Raw genomic sequence first — 14408 nt, forward strand, 5'->3', positions numbered from 1 at the left:
AACGTCAACCATGCTGTGCTTCGCCGGAGTCACGCATCGTGACTCCGTGGAGGCGCGAGGCGATGTTTCCGCCGGTTCGGATGGTGTGAGCGGTGCAGGTGCTTCAGGTGCAGTTGGAAGTGCGGCCCGACCCCGCGGAGGTGGGGCGGGCCCGGCGGTGGGCCCGGTCGAGGCTCGCGGGATCGGGCATAGGGGCGGACGAACCGCTCGCCGAGACGCTGATCCTGCTGATCTCCGAGCTGGTCACCAACGCCGTGGTGCATACCGGCACGGCGGCCCGGCTGCGGATGTGTTTCTCCGGCTCGGGAGCCGTGGTGGGCACCGTACGGGTCGAAGTGGTGGACGCCAGCGCCCGCCCGCCGCGCCAGCGGCACGCGGACGGCGAGGACACCAACGGCCGTGGCCTGGAGCTGGTCGACGGTCTGGCGGACCGCTGGGGCTGGCAGCACGAGGGCGCCGGCAAGCGGATCTGGTGCGAGGTGGACCGCGGGCAGCCGCTGCTGATGGCGGCGGGGGCGGACCTGGGGGCGTACGACCCTCATTGCGCCGCGACGCACCGCGCCTGACGCGAGAGCGACGCCCGCACGGCAGTGACGTTCCGCGCACCGCACGGCAGTCGCGAAGCAGCCGTAGAGAGTTGCGGCAAATCGCAACGAATCGGGCATATTGCCCGCAACTGCGGAATCTGCGGCGGAATTAGTCCAGACCAGGTGTTGACGTGGCGTGCGCTGGTGATCACTCTTGGGGGAGCGATTCGCGGCGAGGGGACGCCGAGGCCGTGGAAGGGGAGTCGGGGTGCCGCCATGGCGGAATCCCGGTCCGGGGCCTTGGCGAGTGCGGGTCGTGGCGTGGTGGGGGCCCCAGCGGTAGCCGGGGAAGGGTGGCGGTTCGCGGTGCCGTGCTCGGGGCGCGCATGAGCGCACCGCCACCCGGCCGGGCAGGCTCACAGCACCGCGACCGGCGCGACCGGGGCGCCGGAGCCGCCGACGAACGGTTCGGCCATCGCCGACAGCAGGAAGGCGTAGCGGCCCTCCGCGGCGCAGGTCTTCGACAGTTCCTCCAGATTCCAGTTCTGGCCCTGGAGCATGCCCATCTCGACCAGGTGGAGGGCGTGCACCGGCATCCACAGGTGCTCGATCTCCGGCGGGAAGATCTCGAAGGTGAGGGTGTCGTTGGCGACCGCCGCGACATCGCGGGCGTGGAACCACTCCGGGGTGCGGAGCGAGAGGCCCGGGGACGGGAACGCGTACGCCTCCCGGTCGCCGGCGAGGTAGTGCCGGAGCTGCCCGGTCCGGATCAGCACGATGTCGCCGGACCGGACCGCGGTCCCGGCCAGCTCCTCGGCGGCCTCCAGGTCCTCCGGAGTGACGGCGTGCCCGCCCGCCAGCCGGTCGCAGCCGTGCGCGCGGGCCACGTCCAGTAGTACCCCCCGCGAGACGATCGGCGTGGCCTTCTCGATGCCGAGGGCGGTGGCGCCGCGGTGCGCCGTGACGGAGCCGGCGGGGCGGTTGTTGTAGAGCCGCCCGGAGTGCGAGACGTGGGGGAGGCCGTCCCAGTGGGTGGCGGCCTGGAGGCCCATGGTGACGGTGTCGTCGGAGGTGGCGACCGTACCGGGGCCGAAGATCTCCTGGTTGATGGCGACCATGGTGTGCAGCGGATTGACCCGGCCGGGGATCACGCCGGTCTGCACACCGTCCTGCCGGAGCGGCAGTGCGAGGGGGATGCGCAGCCCGCTGCGTACGGTCGCGGCAGCGGCGCGCACCACGTCCGCGGTGATCAGGTTCAGCGTGCCGATCTCGTCGTCGGCGCCCCAACGCCCCCAGTTGTTCACGCGGTTGGCGATGTCGTGGAACTCCTGCGGCAGTGACACGGCGCCTCCTTGGCGGCTCGGGTGGCCGGGGTGGCCGGGTGGCTCGGACGGGACGGGTGGCGGGGGCGGCTTCGGTCCGGGGGCTTGTGTTCGTACCGCGACTGCTCAAAAATCTAACGGTCCGTCAGAAACCGTGGGAAGGGTCGCGGCATGGGGAACTTCTTGGCCGGCAGGGTGGTCGCCGTCACGGGGGCGGGCCGCGGCATCGGGCGGGCCGTCGCCCTGGCCGCCGCCGCCGAGGGTGCGAAGGTGATCGTCAACGACTACGGCGTCTCGATCGGGGGCGGCGAACCGAGCAGCGAGGTCGCGGCGGCGGTGGTCAAGGAGATCGAGGCGGCCGGCGGCAGCGCCACGGCCGTCGCCGACGACGTCTCCACCATGGCCGGCGGGCAGCGGATCGTGGACACCGCGCTGGCGCGGTACGGGCGGCTCGACGGTGTGGTGTGCGTGGCCGGGATCCTGCGCGAGCGGATGCTCTTCAACATGTCCGAGGAGGAGTGGGACCCGGTCGTCGCCACGCATCTGAAGGGCACGTTCACGGTGTTCCGGGCCGCCGCGGCGGTGATGCGCCGGCAGAAGTCCGGCACCCTGATCGGCTTCACCAGCGGCAACCACCAGGGCAGCGTCGCCCAGGCCAACTACGCCTCGGCGAAGGGCGGGATCATCTCGCTGGTCCGCAGCGCGGCGCTGGGCCTGCACAAGTACGGGGTGACGGCGAACGCGGTGGCGCCGGTCGCCCGGACGCGGATGTCGGCGAATGTGCCGATGGAGCTGAAGGAGATCGGCGAACCGGAGGACGTCGCGGCGTTCGTGGTCTATCTGCTCAGCGAGCGGGCGCGGGCCGACGGGGTCACCGGCCAGGTGTACACCGTGGCCGGGCCGAAGATCGCGGTGTGGGCGCAACCGAGGGAGCTGCGCTCCGTTTACGCCGACGAGGGTGGGTGGACGCCGGAGCGCGTCGCGGAGGCGGTACCGAGGTCGGTCGGGGTCGATCCGATGCCGATGCTGGCGCAGTTGGAGGAGATGGCCAGGGCTGCGGCTGCGAAGGAGCGTCCCAACGTGTAGCTCGGCGCTTGGCCTGCTTCCCACGATTTCGGCTTTCCCGCCGTGGTGGTTTTTATCCGCTGCGCGGGGCTGTCGGGGTGCGGTGACGGGCCTCCGGGGCGGGGTGTCCGGACTGCTGCGCTTTACGTCCGGACACCCCGCCCCTCCGGCCCGTCCCCTCCCGTGGGTGGTGGGGAGAAACGGTGGGTGGGGGGCTGGTGTGAGTGGGAGGGCTCGGGTGGAGTTCGGGATCGGTCGTGAGGATGAGGTGTTTCGGGGGGAGGCGCGGGAGTGGCTTGAGAGGCACCTCGTAGGGGAGTTCGCCGCCTTGCGGGGGCGGGGTGGGCCCGGGAGTGAGCATGTGGGGTGTGGTGTGCGGCGGGCCTGGGAGCGGGAGTTGGGGAGCGGCGGGTGGATCGGGCTCGGGTGGGACCGGCGGCAGGGCGCGTACGGGAACCGGGCGGGGTCGCTGACGCAGCAGGTGGTGTGGGCGGAGGAGTACGCGCGGGCCGGGGCGCCGGGGCGGGTGGGGCACATCGGGGAGAACCTGCTGGCGCCGACGCTGATCGCGTACGGGGACCAGGCGCAGCGGAAGCGGTTCCTGCCGGCGGTGGCGCGGGGCGAGGAGCTGTGGTGCCAGGGGTACAGCGAGCCGGAGGCGGGGTCGGATCTGGCGGGGCTGCGGACGGTGGCGGTGCGGGACGGGGGCGGGTACCGCGTCAGCGGGCAGAAGGTGTGGACCTCGCTCGCCATGGAGGCCGACTGGTGCTTCGTACTGGCGCGGACGGATCCAGGGGAGCGGCGGCACCGGGGGCTGTCGTTCCTGCTGGTGCCGATGGACCAGCCGGGGCGGATCGAGGTGCGGCCGATTCGGCAGATGTCGGGGACGGCGGAGTTCAACGAGGTGTTCTTCGACGGGGCGGTGGCGCGCGCCGAGCACGTGGTGGGCGGGGAGGGCGCGGGCTGGCGGGTGGCGATGGGGCTGCTGGCGCTGGAGCGGGGGGTGTCGACGCTGGTCCAGCAGATCGGTTTCGCCGCGGAGCTGGGCGTGGTGGTCGGGGCGGCGCTGCGGAGCGGGGCGGTGCGCGATCCCGTGTTGCGGGAACAACTCGTAAGGCAGTGGGGCGAGTTGAAGGTCATGCGGTGGAATGCGCTGCGGACCCTGGGGGCAGGTGATGACGCGGGGGCGCCGAGCGTGGCGAAGCTGCTGTGGGGCGGCTGGCATCAGCGGCTGGGGGAGCTGGCGATGCGGGTCCGCGGGGCGGCGGCCGTGGTGGGGCCGGCGGACTGGTCCGCGGCGGCGCCGTACGAACTCGACGCGCTGCAACGGCTGTTCCTGTTCACCCGGGCCGACACGATCTACGGCGGCTCGGACGAGATCCAGCGCAACATCATCGCCGAGCGGGTGCTCGGCCTGCCGAGAGCGGAGCGGTGCAGATGAAGGGCGTCATATTCGACGGTGAGCAGCCCCGGGTCGTGGACGATCTGGAGGTGCGGGATCCGGGGCCGGGCGAGGTGCTGGTGGGGATCCGGGCCGCGGGGCTGTGCCACAGCGATCTGTCGGTGATCGACGGGACCATTCCGTTCCCGGTGCCGGTGGTGCTGGGGCACGAGGGGGCCGGGGTGGTCGAGGCCGTGGGGGCGGGTGTGGACCATGTCGTGCCCGGTGACCATGTGGCGCTGTCGACGCTGGCGAACTGCGGGGCGTGCGCGGAGTGCGACCGGGGGCGGCCGACGATGTGCCGCAAGGCGATCGGGATGCCCGGGAAGCCGTTCCGGCGGGGAGAGGCGCGGCTGTTCAACTTCGCGTCGAACTCGGCGTTCGCGGAGCGCACCGTCGTCAAGGCGGTGCAGGCGGTGAAGATCGCCCGGGACATTCCGCTGACGTCCGCGGCGCTGATCGGGTGCGGGGTGCTGACCGGGGTCGGCGCGGTGCTCAACCGGGCGAAGGTGGACCGCGGGGACTCCGTGGTGGTCATCGGGACCGGCGGTATCGGCCTCAACGTGCTCCAGGGCGCGCGGATCGCGGGCGCGTCGGTGATCGTGGCGGTGGACGCCAATCCGGCGAAGGAGGCGGTGGCGCGGCAGTTCGGGGCGACGCACTTCGTCGACGCGTCGGCCGTCCCGGACACCGTGAAGGCGGTGAAGACGATCCTGCCGACCGGCGCCGACCACGCCTTCGAGTGCGTGGGCAGTACGCGGCTGATCCGGCAGGCGATCGACCTGCTGGACCGGCACGGGCAGGCGGTGCTGCTGGGCGTTCCGCCGGCCACCGCCGAGGCGTCCTTCCTCGTCTCGTCGATGTACCTGGACAAGTCGATCCTGGGCTGCCGCTACGGATCCTCCCGCCCGCAGCGGGACATCGCCCTGTACGCCCGGCTCTACCGCGAAGGGCGGCTGCTGCTGGACGAGTTGGTGACCCGCACGTACGCGGTGGAGGACTTCGCCAAGGCGGCGGACGACGCGCACCACGGGCGGGTGGCGCGGGGGGTGCTGGTGTTCGGGCGGGACCGGGAGTGAGCGGCCGGCCGGAGGGCCGGCCCGGGGGGTGAGCCGCCGGCCGGAGGGCCGGCCCGAACCTTGCGAACCCTGGCCCTCCGGCCACTCGTTCGGTGCGACCGCTTCCCCGAAGCTGTCGGGGTGCCCCAGACACCGCCTGATCTGCCGCTGCGCGGGCCCGCCGAGGAGGCTCCCGCAGCGCCCCGGCCGCCCGGCCAGCCTGTCGACGGCGGAGGGAAGGCAGGGGCAGGGCCTTCCTCGCCTGCCCGCCCCTACGGCCTCGACTGGGTCGCCACCGTTCCCCCGACCATCGCCCTCTGCCGCGAGCACTACGGAGCAGACAGCGCCATCGTCTTCGGCTGGGTCCTCGGCGCCCACCGGGTGGGCGCCGCCCTCGTCGCCTACTTGGGCGGCCTCGCCCGCGACGCCTTCGGCACCTACGACCCGGTCCGGTACGCCTCCGGTGCACTGTGCGCGGTGGCGGCGCTGACGGCGGTGGTGGTCCGGGGGAAGAGGCGGGCGACGGCGTAGCGCCGGGCGGCTCAGCGGCGCTGTGATGCGGGGTGGCAGCGGAGGGCGACGGTGAGGGCAGCGACGGTGAAGGAGGTCACCAGCAGGGCCCAGCTGCGTCCGAGTTGGGTGAGGGCGGTCGCCCCGATGACGGCGCCGAGCGCGGTGCTGCCGATGAGGCCGAGGCGGCGCGGGGTGTGCGAGCCGGTGCCGGTGCAGGCGCCGTGGACAAGGGAGATCAACGCGCCGGTCAGGGCGAAGGTGGTGAGCAGCTCCGGTATCGCGAGGCTGCGGACGGCGGCGCAGCGGATGCCCATCGTCAGGGACAGCAGGGCCACCAGCGCGTGGTGACCGTGGCCGCCGGGGTGCCGGAACGAGATGACCGCGGCGGCCAGGAGGAGCAGGGCCTCGACGGCCATGGCCGTGCAGAACCAGTGGCGGGAGGCGGGGGAGGCCGCCCTGCGCAGGGCGGTCGCGGTGGCGGCGACGCCGGACAGGAAACCGGTCAGGGCCAGCAGCGGGGTGAGCCGGGCGAGGTCCGGTGCGCCGCCGAGTGCGAAGCCGAACGCCACGACGTTGCCGGTCATCATGCCGACGAAGACCTCGCCCAGGCCGAGGAAGCTGATGGCGTCGGTCATGCCGATGGTCACCGTCAGGGACAGCACCGCGGCCGGGAACGGATCGCCGGAGGACGGGGCCGGGACGGCGGGCGGGGGGTCGTCTCCCCGGGGCGGGCCAGGATCAGCAACCATGCACATGATCCTTCGTGGATCCCCGCCGCCGTGCAACCAATCACCGTGAATGGGCCGAAAACCTCCGTATCGGGGCTTCTTTCGGGAAAGTGCCCCGGCCGGGGGCTCCGTCAGCCGTCGAACCGCCCGAACGCCCCCCGGTGGAAGAGGAGGGGGCCGCGTTCGGCGGCAGCCGGGTCGGTGCCGAGGGCGTCGACGCGGCCCACGACGATGAGGTGGTCGCCGCCGGTGTGGACGGCGTGGATGGTGCAGTCGATCCAGGCGGGGACGTCCGCGAGGCGGGGTGCGCCGGTGGCGGGGGCCGGGGTGTGGCCGACGCCGGCGAACTTGTCGGCGCCGCTGACCGCGAAGGCGCGGCAGAGGGCGCCCTGTCCGGCGCCGAGGATGTTGACGCAGAAGACGCCGGCGCGGGCGATCCGCGGCCAGGTCGTCGAGGTGCGGGCGACCATGAAGGCCACCAGGGGCGGGTCCAGGGAGAGGGAGGCGAAGGACTGGCAGGCGAAGCCGGCCGGGCCCGCCGCGTCCGGGGTCGCCGGGGCCGTGATGATCGTGACGCCGCTCGCGAAGTGGCCCAGGACGGCGCGGAATTCGGCCGGGTCCAGGGGGGCGCGTTCGTCCTCCCGCACGGCGCGGAGGGCGGGGCGGGGGAGTGCGGCGGGGTCCTGTGCGGCCGGGGGAGCGGCCTTGGTCGGTGCGCCCACGGAGCGGAGGTAGCGCACTGCGGTGGCCGCCATTCCGGCGTGTCCCATCATGCCTGCATTGAATCTGATGCTGCGTCAGATGGGAAGGGCGGGCGCCACCCTGAAGGGTGGTTTGGGGGGAACTCCGGGGGCGGATCAGGGGTATTCGGGGGAGCGCGAGGGGCGCTCCTGATTGCGCGCCGAGCGCACGGGTACGTCCACCTCGGTCGCGCCGTAGCCAAGCACGGGGGAGTGTTCCGGTACATGGCCGATGTGACACCGCCGGCATCCATGTCCGCCGCGTCATCCGTATCGCCCACCTTCGACGAGGTCTTCTGCGGCCTGCTGCCCCGGCTCTACCGGCGGGCGGTGATGCTGGCCGGATCGCGGCAGTCCGCCGAGGACGTGGTGCACGAGGCGTATCTGAAGCTGGCCGCCCGGCCGCAGCGCTTCCTCGCGCACCCGGAGCCGTACGCCTACGCCTTCACCGCCGTGCTCAGCGTCGCCCGGGACGCGTACCGCAAGGACCGCCGGCAGGTGCTGGTCGACGAGGTGGCGGGAGTGGAAGGGGCCGAGGACGCGGGAGTGGGCGGTGGCGGGTACGGCGGATGGGACGGCGGGGTGGCGCGGCGGCATGCGGAGCTGGAGGCGGTGCGGCTGCTGGGGCGGCTGTCGCACCGGCAGGCGGGGATCGTGATCCTGGTCGATCTGGACGGGTACACGATCGACCAGGCCGCGAAGATCATGAAGGTGCATCGCGGCACCGCGGCCCGGCACCGGGCGCGGGCCCTGGACAGGCTGCGCGCGTACCTCGTCGAATCGGAGCACGGGCAGGCCGGGAGGTGAGCGGCACGGTGGACGCGGGGCCACGGTACGGCGGCGCGGACGAGGAGGCCGCGGCGCTGCTGCGGGCGCGACTGCGGCTCGCCGACGAGCAGATCGGGACGCCGGCCGGATTGTGGGACCGGATCCGGGAGCAGCCGGGCGCGGGGCGGCAACCGGCGGGCGCGTGGGCGCTGCGGCGCCCCTTCGCCGTCGCGCTGGCCGTGGCCGCCGCGGTGGCGGCGGTGGCGCTGGGCGTGTGGTGGCTGGTGCGGCCGGGGCCGGTGGACATCCGGCCGGCCGGCCCGCCCGGGACGGTGCCGGTCACGGTCTACAACAGCGAGGAGGCGTGCCGTACGAGCCGGACCATGGAGTGTGCGCTGCGGCTGGCCAAGGACCCGCACACCGCCTATGCGGCGCGCGGGAACCTCGCCGGGCGGGTCTGGCACGGGGAGGTCCTGTGGGTGCGCTGCGTGGCCTCGGACGGGCAGCTGCTGCGGGACGAGGAGGGGGTCACCTCCACCCGCTGGTACCGGGTCACCGGCGGGGACGGGGTGTCGGGATGGCTGCCGGGGGTGCGGACCCGTAATACGCGGGAGGTGCCCGAGTGCCCGGCGGGGGCGCGGTGAGCGGCCTGCGCCCCCCCGCAGGCGGTGGGACGCGGTCAGCGCCCCCGGTAGGTGGGAGGGCGGCGCTCCACGAAAGAGGCGACGCCCTCCTGTGCGTCCGCCGTCGTCATGGTGATCTCCTGGGCGGTGGCCTCGGCGGCGAAGGCAGTGCCGCGGTCGGTGTCCAGGGAGGCGTTGACCAGCGCTTTGGTGAGGGCGAGGGCGCGGGTGGGGCCGGCGGCCAGGCGCTCGGCCCACTCCCGGGCGGTCTTCGCCAACTCGCCGTCGGGGACGACCCGGTTGACCAGGCCCAGGCGCGCGGCCTCGGCGGCCGGTACGGCGTCGCCGAAGAACATCAGCTCCTTGGCGCGCTGCGGGCCGATGAGCCGCGGCAGCAGATAGGCGCCGCCGCCGTCCGGGACCAGCCCGCGGCGCGCGAACACCTCGATGAACCGCGCCGATTCGGCGGCCAGCACCAGATCGCAGGCGAACGCGAGATGCGCGCCGATCCCGGCGGCGGTCCCGTTGACGGCGGCGATCACCGGCTTCTCGCAGTCCAGTACGGCCGCGATGAACCGCTGGGCGCCGTTCCGGATCATCCGCGCGACATCGCCGGGCACCCGGTCGCCGCCGTCCGCCCCGCCCGCCGGCGGCGAGCCGCGCAGATCGGCGCCCGCGCAGAACCCCTTGCCGGTCGCGGTGATCACCACGGCCCGTACGTCCGGGTCGGCGGAGGCGTCGGCGAGCCGGCCGATGAGGCGTTCGCGCTGGTCCCAGGTGAGGGCGTTCATGGCGTCCGGGCGGTTGAGGGTGAGCCACGAGACGCCGTTGTCAGTGGCGTGGAGTATCAAGGAATCGACGGGATCGGCAGGGCCGGCGGCAGGCGCCGGGCTCTCGCCGGCGGGGGATGCGGCGCGGGGGGACGGTGCGGAGGTCATGGGGGAGCGGCTCCAGAGGAAGGGACGGGGAAAGGGCGTCGGGGGCCGGGGACTTGGCGGGGACGCGCCACGGTCAATGGCACACGGCCAGTGCGTCCAGCGCCACCGCACCCTGGCCGCGGGGCAGCACGACCAGCGGATTGATGTCCAACTCCGCCAGCTCGCCGCCGAGTTCCAGGGCCATCCGCTCCACCCTGAGGACGACCTCGACCAGCGCGTCGACATCCGCGGGCGGCGCGCCGCGTACGCCCTCCAGGAGCGCATGGCCGCGGAGTTCGCCGAGCATCGCGCGGGCCCGGTCCTCGCCGAAGGGCGGTACGCCCACCGCGATGTCCCGCAGGACTTCGACCAGCACCCCGCCCAGGCCGACGGAAACGGTCGGCCCGAAGAGCGTGTCGTGGGTGACGCCGACGACCATCTCGACGCCCCGCTCGACCATCTGGCAGACCAGCACGCCGTCCAGCGGCACGCCTTCGTAGCGGGCGATCTCGGTCAGCTCGCGATAGGCGTCCCTGACCTGGCTGGCCGAGGTCAAACCGACCTTGACCAGGCCCAGTTCGGTCTTGTGGGCCAGTTGCGGGCCGGAGCCCTTCATGACCACCGGATAGCCGACCAGGCTCGCCGCCCGTACCGCCGCCGCCGCGCTGGTCACCAGCTGTTCGCGCGGCACGCGGATGCCGTAGGCGCGCAGCAGCTGCTTCGCCGCGTGCTCGCTCAGCTGCTCGCCCGGCCGCATCAGCGCCTGCGCCTTGCGGAAGGAGGGGGACAGCACCCGCGGCGCCTCGTCGAAGGGCGAGCGGTAGCCGGCGGCGAAGCGGTGGTGGTCGAGGTAGGCGCGGACGGCGGTGATGCAGTTGGCGAAGGTGCGGAAGGTCGCCACGCGCGAGGAGCCGAGGAGGGTGCGGCGATAGGCGTCCTCGGTGCCGACCGGCGAGCCCCAGACCACGCACACCGGCTTGTCCGTCTGCTCCGCCGCGTCCACCAGGTCCTGCGCCAGCCTGTCGCTCATCGGCGGGAAGGGGCCGGTGATCGGGCAGATGAGCACGCCCACGGACGGGTCGGCGAGGATCGCGTCGAGGATCTTGCGCCCGCGCCAGTCGCCGACCGGGTGGCCGCCGTTGTCGATCGGGTTGGCGACGTTGAGGTAGTCCGGTATCCACTGGTGGAGTTCGGCCTGCTTGGCGTCGGACAGGGTGGGCAGCCGCAGGCCCGCCGCGGTCGCCAGATCGGAGAAGTGGGCGCCGGTGCCGCCGGAGATCGAACAGACGGCGATGCCCTCGGCGGTGGGCTTCCTGGCGCGGGCCAGCAGCGCCGCGGTGTCCTGGAGTTCGTCGAGCCCGTCCACCCGGATCACACCGAACTGGCGCATCGCGGCGTCCACCACCTCGTCCGCGCCGGTGAGTTTGCCGGTGTGCGAGGCGGCCGTCCGGGCGCCGGTCTCGGTGCGGCCGACCTTGACGACGACCACCGGCACCTTGTTGCGGGCGGCGCGGTCGGCGGCGAGCAGAAAGCTGCGCCCGTCCTTGAGCCCTTCCACATACGCGGCGATCGCCCCGACCTCGGGACGGGTGGCGAAGTAGGAGAGGAAGTCGGCGGTCTCCAGATCGGCCTCGTTGCCGGTCGGGGCCCAGTGCGAGAGGCGGATGCCCAGTTCCTGGAGGGTGAAGACGGGCCGGCCCTGGTGGCCTGACTGCGTGATCAGCGCGATGGCCGGACCGTCCAGATCGTCGCGGAACTTCTCGAAGGCGTTGAGGTTGGTGTTGGGCCCGAGGAGCCGCAGGCCGGAGCGTTCGACGGCCTCGGCGAGCCGGGCCTGGGCGGCGGCCCCGTCCGCACCGGTCTCGGCGAATCCGGAGGCGAAGGCGACCGCGAACTTCACCTTGGCCTCGGCGAGTTGCTCGATGACCGGCAGCGGCTCCCCGACCAGCAGCACGGCGAGGTCGACGGCTTCGGGCAGCTCGCCGACGGTGGCGTGGCAGGCCCGGCCGAAGACCTGCGCGCGTCCCGGGTTGACGGGGTGGAGCCGGGCGCCGACCCGCTCCGCCCAGGCGATGAGCTGGCGGGTGATGCCGGTGTTGGGGCGGCCTTCGCTGTCCGAGGCGCCGATCACCGCCACGGACTCGGGCCGGAAGAAGCGGTCCAGGTCGGGGACGGGGGCGCTCAGCGGACGGCCGCTGACGTCGCGGTCGACGGCGCCGTCGCCGCTGCCGTCGCCGAGCCGCCCGGCGTCGCCACGCGGGTCGGTCATGCTGTGGACGGTGTGTGGGGGTTGCTCCCCGCAGGCCACGACGCGGGCCGGCCGGGAGTGCGTGGTGAGGGTGCCGTGAGTCGATCCAAGCATCGCAGACGCCCGCTCCTGTGTGACGGCTCTCGTTGACTGCACTGTGCGCCGCACCGCACACTGCACCGCGTGCGATGCGGCGCACCTGTCGGCTTGCGCTGCACCACGCATGCCGCACGCCGCGCGCCGCGCATTGCACTGCACCGCTCCCGCTCCGTACGTGGCGATACCTGACGCCTAGTCAGATTACTGAACTGACGGCATGTCAGGAATGGGGCTGCACGGTAAAGCTTCACGGGGTGGACCCGAGGGCGCTCCGGCCGGGCCGGTCCCGAGGGTGCTCCGGCCGGGCCGGCCTCGGCCTCTTGCGCACCGGCCGCCCATCCGCTGAACTGACGTACCGTCGGAAGACCCGTAGGGGATGCCGTCAGGGGATCGCCGGACGGGAACAGCGGTGCGCGCTGGGGGTGTGCGGATGAGTGCGGGACGTACGGGGAACCCGGCCGGAGCGGCAGGCGCCGCCGGGAGGGCGGTGGCGCGGTGCGATCTGCCGGAGCCGGACGCCTTCACCCGGCCGTACTGGGACGCCGCGGGCGAGGGGCGGCTGCTGCTGCGCCGGTGCCGGGCCGAGGGGTGCGGGGCGGTCCACCACTACCCGCGCGAGTTCTGCCCGCACTGCTGGAGCGAGGACGTCGTCTGGGAGCCGGCCGCCGGCCGCGCCACTCTCTACACCTGGTCCGTCGTGCACCGCAACGACCTTCCGCCCTTCGGCGACCGGGTCCCGTACGTGGCGGCCGTGGTCGAACTCGCCGAAGGCCCCCGGATGATGACCGAGGTGACGGACTGCGCGGCGGCGGACCTCCGGATCGGGATGCCGCTCACGGTGCACTTCCGCAGGGACCTCCCGGACTCACGCGAGGAAGGGGCGGCGGGCGGCGGCGGGTGCGCGGTCCCGGTCTTCCGGCCGGCGCGCGACGGGTGAGCGGGACGGCCCGTGCGGCGGGCCCGGCTGCCCGCGGGCACTCGGCGGCCCCCGGTAATCCGGTGGCGGCCCCGCCCCGTCCGCGGCACGCTGATCCGGTGCCGATCCCACCTGAGCCGAACTCGCCTGAGCCGAACTCGCCCGTACCGACCCCACTCGTGCTGATCCGCGACGCGACCGCCGCCGACTGGCCCGCCGTCTGGCCGTTCTTCCGGACCGTCGTGCGGGCCGGGGAGACCTACACCTACCCGCGCGACATCGACGAACCGGCGGCCCGCGCGAGCTGGATGCTGGAGCCGCCCGGCCGTACGGTCGTCGCCGTCGACGCCTCCGGGACGGTGCTGGGCTCGGCCAAGATGAACCCCAACCACCTCGGCGGCGCCTCGCACATCGCCAGCGCCAGCTTCATGGTCGACCCGCGGTACCGCCGGCGCGGCACGGGGCGGGCCCTGGGCGAGCACGTCCTGGCCTGGGCCCGTGCCGAGGGCTATCGGGCGATGCAGTTCAACGCGGTCGTGGAGACCAACACCGGCGCCGTCGCCCTCTGGCGGTCCCTCGGCTTCACGATCATGACGACGCTGCCCGAGGGCTTCCACCACCCCGCCAAGGGGTATGTGGGGCTGCACATCATGTACCAGCAGCTGTAGGTGTGGCGCTCCCGTATGCCGCCGGCCGGGTAAGCCCTCAGGGCCAGAGCAGTTCCCGCTCCCAACCGCTCTCCGTACGGCGGTAGTTGAGCCGGACGTGGCGCCGTAGCGCATCGCCCTGGAAGAACTCCACCTCGTCGGCGCGCAGTACGTACAGCGTCCAGCTGGGGACCGGCGCGTCCGGTTCGCGCCGGGCGTGCTCCCAGGCGGCCTCCGAGGCGCGGGCCAGCTCCTCGGCCGAGCCGAGCACCTCGCTCTGGTGACCGACCAGCGCCGCCGCCAGCGCGCCCGTGGAGCGGTGGTGCAGATCGGCCGCGCTCTCCTCCGGGCCGGCCGCGGTCACCGTGCCGTGGATCCGTACCTGGCGGCCGACCGCCGGCCAGTAGAAGCCGAGCGCGGCCCGCGGGCGGGCGGCCAGTTCGCGGCCCTTGCGGCTGCCGCGGTGCGTGCCGAAGTGCCAGCCCCGCTCATCGGCGTCGTGCAGCATCAGGGTCCGCAGGGAGGGGGCGCCGGCCTCGTCCGCCGTCGCCAGGGTCATCGTGTGCGGCTCGGGGACGCCGGCCTCGGCGGCCTCCCGCAGCCACCGCCGGAAGAGCGGCAGCGGGTCGGCGGGAGCCTGCGCCGGGTCGAACGACGGCAGTTCGCACTCCCAGACCCGCAGTCCGCGCAGCAGCTCGCGGAAGGCGTCCGCGGCGGCGGCCCCCTCGGGCGCGTCTTCGGGGGACCGGCCCGCGGGGCCGGGGGAGCGGTCGGAGTGCGCGTGGTGATCGGCCAT

At 73.6% G+C, this 14408-nt stretch carries 14 protein-coding genes and 1 pseudogene; 9 read left to right on the forward strand and 6 right to left on the reverse strand.

Going from position 1 to position 14408, the window contains the following annotated elements; genetic code table 11:
* The first annotated feature begins 92 nt into the window (after positions 1-92).
* Complete coding sequence (locus IEZ17_RS30495; RefSeq protein ID WP_189305778.1) at positions 93-566, forward strand: ATP-binding protein; 474 nt, start codon at positions 93-95, stop codon at positions 564-566.
* A 377-nt stretch (positions 567-943) separates the two neighbouring features.
* Here IEZ17_RS30495 and IEZ17_RS30500 read toward each other — a convergent pair whose 3' ends face one another.
* A complete protein-coding gene (locus IEZ17_RS30500; RefSeq protein WP_189305780.1) occupies positions 944-1870 on the reverse strand; it encodes a cyclase family protein in 927 nt (308 codons plus the stop codon).
* Between the two features lie 150 nt (positions 1871-2020).
* On the opposite strand from IEZ17_RS30500, the gene IEZ17_RS30505 reads away from it, so the two are divergent.
* The 4 genes and pseudogenes from IEZ17_RS30505 to IEZ17_RS30520 form a co-directional block, all read left to right on the forward strand.
* Positions 2021-2935 (forward strand): SDR family NAD(P)-dependent oxidoreductase, encoded by a 915-nt coding sequence (locus IEZ17_RS30505; RefSeq protein ID WP_189305783.1) that lies wholly within the window; start codon positions 2021-2023, stop codon positions 2933-2935.
* A gap of 217 nt (positions 2936-3152) precedes the next feature.
* The gene (locus tag IEZ17_RS30510) at positions 3153-4355 is read left to right on the forward strand and encodes an acyl-CoA dehydrogenase family protein (RefSeq protein ID WP_189305785.1); all 1203 of its coding nucleotides are present in this window, start codon (positions 3153-3155) and stop codon (positions 4353-4355) included.
* Positions 4352-5434 (forward strand): Zn-dependent alcohol dehydrogenase, encoded by a 1083-nt coding sequence (locus IEZ17_RS30515; RefSeq protein ID WP_189305787.1) that lies wholly within the window; start codon positions 4352-4354, stop codon positions 5432-5434. Before IEZ17_RS30510 ends, IEZ17_RS30515 begins: the two co-directional genes overlap by 4 nt.
* Before the next feature lie 252 nt (positions 5435-5686).
* Positions 5687-5944 (forward strand): annotated as a pseudogene (locus tag IEZ17_RS30520) (MFS transporter); the annotation flags it as partial.
* Positions 5945-5955: 11 nt separating this feature from the next.
* Here IEZ17_RS30520 and IEZ17_RS30525 read toward each other — a convergent pair.
* Both IEZ17_RS30525 and IEZ17_RS30530 read right to left on the reverse strand, forming a co-directional pair.
* Entirely contained in the window at positions 5956-6675 is a 720-nt protein-coding gene (locus IEZ17_RS30525; protein ID WP_189305788.1) for a YoaK family protein, read from the reverse strand.
* Positions 6676-6785: 110 nt separating this feature from the next.
* Positions 6786-7409 (reverse strand): flavin reductase family protein, encoded by a 624-nt coding sequence (locus tag IEZ17_RS30530; protein WP_189305790.1) that lies wholly within the window; start codon positions 7407-7409, stop codon positions 6786-6788.
* Positions 7410-7619: 210 nt separating this feature from the next.
* On the opposite strand from IEZ17_RS30530, the gene IEZ17_RS30535 reads away from it, so the two are divergent.
* Positions 7620-8201 carry an RNA polymerase sigma factor gene (locus IEZ17_RS30535; protein WP_229852810.1) on the forward strand — a complete coding sequence of 194 codons (582 nt, stop codon included), beginning with the start codon at positions 7620-7622 and terminating at the stop codon, positions 8199-8201.
* Between the two features lie 8 nt (positions 8202-8209).
* Complete coding sequence (locus IEZ17_RS30540; RefSeq protein ID WP_229852811.1) at positions 8210-8806, forward strand: hypothetical protein; 597 nt, start codon at positions 8210-8212, stop codon at positions 8804-8806.
* Positions 8807-8841: 35 nt separating this feature from the next.
* Here IEZ17_RS30540 and IEZ17_RS30545 read toward each other — a convergent pair whose 3' ends face one another.
* Together IEZ17_RS30545 and IEZ17_RS30550 are read right to left on the reverse strand one after the other, a co-directional pair.
* Positions 8842-9723: an enoyl-CoA hydratase/isomerase family protein gene (locus IEZ17_RS30545; protein WP_189305794.1), complete on the reverse strand. Its 882-nt coding sequence runs from the start codon at positions 9721-9723 to the stop codon at positions 8842-8844.
* 73 nt (positions 9724-9796) lie between these two features.
* Entirely contained in the window at positions 9797-12064 is a 2268-nt protein-coding gene (locus IEZ17_RS30550) for an acetate--CoA ligase family protein (protein ID WP_189305796.1), read from the reverse strand.
* A 415-nt stretch (positions 12065-12479) separates the two neighbouring features.
* On the opposite strand from IEZ17_RS30550, the gene IEZ17_RS30555 reads away from it, so the two are divergent.
* Positions 12480-12986 carry a Zn-ribbon domain-containing OB-fold protein gene (locus IEZ17_RS30555; RefSeq protein ID WP_189305798.1) on the forward strand — a complete coding sequence of 169 codons (507 nt, stop codon included), beginning with the start codon at positions 12480-12482 and terminating at the stop codon, positions 12984-12986.
* Positions 12987-13144: 158 nt separating this feature from the next.
* On the forward strand, positions 13145-13633 hold the full coding sequence (locus tag IEZ17_RS30560) for a GNAT family N-acetyltransferase (RefSeq protein WP_189305854.1): 489 nt from the start codon (positions 13145-13147) through the stop codon (positions 13631-13633).
* Between the two features lie 37 nt (positions 13634-13670).
* Here IEZ17_RS30560 and IEZ17_RS30565 read toward each other — a convergent pair whose 3' ends face one another.
* Entirely contained in the window at positions 13671-14408 is a 738-nt protein-coding gene (locus IEZ17_RS30565) for a pyridoxine/pyridoxamine 5'-phosphate oxidase (protein WP_189305800.1), read from the reverse strand.

The organism is Streptomyces albospinus (genome assembly GCF_014648695.1).
Classification (GTDB): domain Bacteria; phylum Actinomycetota; class Actinomycetes; order Streptomycetales; family Streptomycetaceae; genus Streptomyces; species Streptomyces albospinus.

Bases quoted from the DNA above. Each gene is read 5' to 3' on its own strand.
- IEZ17_RS30545 (WP_189305794.1), bottom strand. From the start codon at position 9,723: ATGACCTCCGCACCGTCCCCCCGCGCCGCATCCCCCGCCGGCGAGAGC.
- IEZ17_RS30515 (WP_189305787.1), top strand. From the start codon at position 4,352: ATGAAGGGCGTCATATTCGACGGTGAGCAGCCCCGGGTCGTGGACGAT.
- IEZ17_RS30535 (WP_229852810.1), top strand. From the start codon at position 7,620: ATGGCCGATGTGACACCGCCGGCATCCATGTCCGCCGCGTCATCCGTA.
- IEZ17_RS30555 (WP_189305798.1), top strand. From the start codon at position 12,480: ATGAGTGCGGGACGTACGGGGAACCCGGCCGGAGCGGCAGGCGCCGCC.
- IEZ17_RS30525 (WP_189305788.1), bottom strand. From the start codon at position 6,675: ATGGTTGCTGATCCTGGCCCGCCCCGGGGAGACGACCCCCCGCCCGCC.
- IEZ17_RS30505 (WP_189305783.1), top strand. From the start codon at position 2,021: ATGGGGAACTTCTTGGCCGGCAGGGTGGTCGCCGTCACGGGGGCGGGC.
- IEZ17_RS30530 (WP_189305790.1), bottom strand. From the start codon at position 7,409: ATGGCGGCCACCGCAGTGCGCTACCTCCGCTCCGTGGGCGCACCGACC.
- IEZ17_RS30550 (WP_189305796.1), bottom strand. From the start codon at position 12,064: ATGCTTGGATCGACTCACGGCACCCTCACCACGCACTCCCGGCCGGCC.
- IEZ17_RS30565 (WP_189305800.1), bottom strand. From the start codon at position 14,408: ATGGCCGATCACCACGCGCACTCCGACCGCTCCCCCGGCCCCGCGGGC.